The 2,677-nt window shown below is 53.8% G+C and carries 2 protein-coding genes; both read left to right on the top strand.

What is annotated here, in order from left to right; genetic code table 11:
* Positions 1–94 precede the first annotated feature (94 nt).
* Entirely contained in the window at positions 95–775 is a 681-nt protein-coding gene (gene cysE / locus QVO97_RS05920; RefSeq protein WP_022359459.1) for a serine O-acetyltransferase, read from the top strand.
* A gap of 82 nt (positions 776–857) precedes the next feature.
* Positions 858–2,429 (top strand): DUF3794 and LysM peptidoglycan-binding domain-containing protein, encoded by a 1,572-nt coding sequence (locus QVO97_RS05915; RefSeq protein ID WP_022359458.1) that lies wholly within the window; start codon positions 858–860, stop codon positions 2,427–2,429.
* Positions 2,430–2,677 lie beyond the last annotated feature (248 nt).

The raw sequence follows: 2,677 nt of genomic DNA, 5'->3' as shown, positions 1-2,677 counted from the left end.
CAGAAAGAATGGCTGTCGGAGAAGAGAAGGACGATAAATTCTGAGATTTTGCGGAAACGGAAAGGTCATTCAGTTCAGTAAAAGGGGAAGAGACATGATTTTAAAAGATATTTGGATGGATGTAAAAGCGGTTCAGGAGCGAGATCCGGCTGCGAGAAATGCATTGGAGGTACTACTTTTATATCAGGGCGTACATGCCCTGATCTGGCACCGGGTGGCGCACTGGTTTTATGAGCACCATATGTTTTTCATTGCGCGCCTGATTTCACAGGTGGCACGTTTCTTTACATTGATTGAGATTCATCCGGGTGCACAGCTCGGACACGGTATTCTGATTGATCACGGCTGCGGCGTTGTCATCGGCGAGACGGCGGTGGTCGGCGACAACTGTACGATTTACCAGGGTGTGACGCTGGGCGGTGTCGGAACACAGAAGGGTAAACGTCATCCGACGCTGGGAAATAATGTGACGGTCGGTTCCGGCGCAAAGATTCTCGGTTCTTTCGAGGTCGGTGATAACTGTTCCGTAGCGGCAAATGCGGTTCTGCTCCGCCCGCTCGAGGAAAATACCACGGCTGTCGGCATTCCGGCGCGTCCGGTCAAGAAGGACGGCGTGGCGCTGCCGAAGAAGCAGAAGATGATCATCGGCGAGGACGATCAGCGTATTTTAGAGCAGATCGACGCGCTCCGGAAAGAGCTTCAGGAACTTAGAGAAGAGTCGGCAAACCTGCGGAAGGAACTGGAGGCAGTGCGGGCAGGACAGGAGAAAGCCTGACATAAAATTATTCATAACGCCCCTTTCGGCTGCATAAATTTCTTTGAGAGAAATGCGTGCGGTTTGGAAAGGGGCGTTTTTTATGATAGAGCTGATCAAAAAAGAGATACATATGAACCGGCAGAGGGGGACAGCGGTGTCTCAGCTGACGCTGGATGATGATTTTATTGTGCCGGATGCGCTGGATGATGCGGTGCAGATACTGCTGTCAGACGGGGAGGTTCAGATAGAAAATTCACGGATTCAGGGAGAAAAGGTGCTGATCCGGGGAAAGCTTGTGTTCCGGGTGCTGTACCGCCGGGAGTCGGGCGGGCTGCAGGCGATGGGCGGGGAGATCCCATTTGAGGAAACGGTCAATGTGCCGGAGCTTTCGGAGCGCGACTATACGCAGATCGTATGGAATATCGAAGATTTGAATATTACCATGATTCATTCGCGCAAGCTGAGCGCCAAAGCGGTGCTGACGCTTACGGTGCGGGCGGAAAGCCGCGTCGATGCGCAGGCTGCCGCGGACGTCGAGACGGATGATGCGGGGCTGCAAGTCCTGAAGAGAAGCGTTCCGGCAGCGACGCTTGCAGTGCGGCGCAAAGATATCTACCGGGTCCGGGAGGAAGTAAGCGTATCGGCAAATAAGCCGAATATTGAGACGATTCTCTGGCAGGAGATGCGTCTTCGGGATGTTTCGGTGCGCCCGTTGGATGGAAAACTGCATCTGGACGGTGAATTGTCGGTGTTCCTGATTTACAGCGGCGAGGGCGAGCATACGCCGGTTCAGTGGTTGGAGGAGAGTATTCCGTTTTCCGGTGAAGTGGAACTCTCGGAGGCGGTGGAGGAGATGATCCCGGCGGTCGGGGTCCGGATTCTTCATGCAGAGGCGGACAAAAAGCCGGACAGCGATGGGGAGATGCGCGAAGTGGAAGTGGAGGCGGTGCTGGAGCTGGACATCCGCCTTTATAAAGAAGAATCAGTGGAACTTTTAAGCGATCTCTATTCGACCGGCTGCGAGGTCGTGAGCGAGCAGGGGGAGGTGTGCTTTGACCGGCTTTTGACGCGCAACAGCTGCAAAATGCGGGTGGGCGGAAGCGTTTCTTTTCAGAAACCGGAGCGAATTCTGCAGATTTGCCACAGCAGTGGGATTGTCCGGCTGGATGAGAGCCGCCCGTCAGAAAACGGTCTGGCGATCGAGGGAGTGCTGGAAGTCAGTCTCCTGTATCTGACGGATGATGACGCGGCGCCGGTCGGGGCAATTTCTGAGGTTCTGCCATTTTCCGGCACGGTCGAGGCGGAGGGGATCCGGGAAGACTGCGTCTGGCAGTTGAATCTGGGGCTGGAACAGCTCGGCGCGGTGATGCTGGGCGGCGGTGAGGCGGAGGTCAAGGCGCAGCTCACGGTGGAACTGCTTGTATTCCAGCCGATGCAGGAAGAGGTGGTTACATCCGTGCAGACACAGCCGTTCGATTTAAAGCGCTGGGAGCAGCAGCCAGGGATTGTGGGTTATATTGTGCAGCCGGGGGATTCTCTGTGGAAAATTGCAAAAAAATTCCACACGACGGTGGATCAGGTGCGGGAAATGAATGAAATCGACGGGGAGGAAGCCGGTGCAGGGGCGCGGCTGCTTCTGATCAAAGAGGTAACGGCGGGTAACTGTTCATAGGTAGGAATTTTAGAGAGAAAAAATCGTTTCTGTTCACGGGTGGGCACTTTTGGGACCGAAAGTGCCGTAAGGAAACGTGGTGGCAGCAGGAATTTGCCGTATTTAAATGCGAAGCCACGGCAAATTCCGTTACTGGACACGTATGCGTGTACAGTAACAAAAAATCCAGCCGGAATGGTTGCATTTGGGGGAAAACTTTATATACTATTATTATAACTGTTCAATATCTTCACAGTTACAAGCAAAAA

Source organism: Clostridium sp. CAG:43 (assembly GCF_000434655.1).
Taxonomy (GTDB): domain Bacteria; phylum Bacillota; class Clostridia; order Lachnospirales; family Lachnospiraceae; genus Otoolea; species Otoolea fessa.
The sequence above is the reverse complement of the archived record's forward strand: the minus strand, read 5'-3'. Positions and strand labels throughout refer to the sequence as shown.

Bases quoted from the DNA above. Each gene is read 5' to 3' on its own strand.
- cysE (WP_022359459.1), top strand. From the start codon at position 95: ATGATTTTAAAAGATATTTGGATGGATGTAAAAGCGGTTCAGGAGCGA.
- QVO97_RS05915 (WP_022359458.1), top strand. From the start codon at position 858: ATGATAGAGCTGATCAAAAAAGAGATACATATGAACCGGCAGAGGGGG.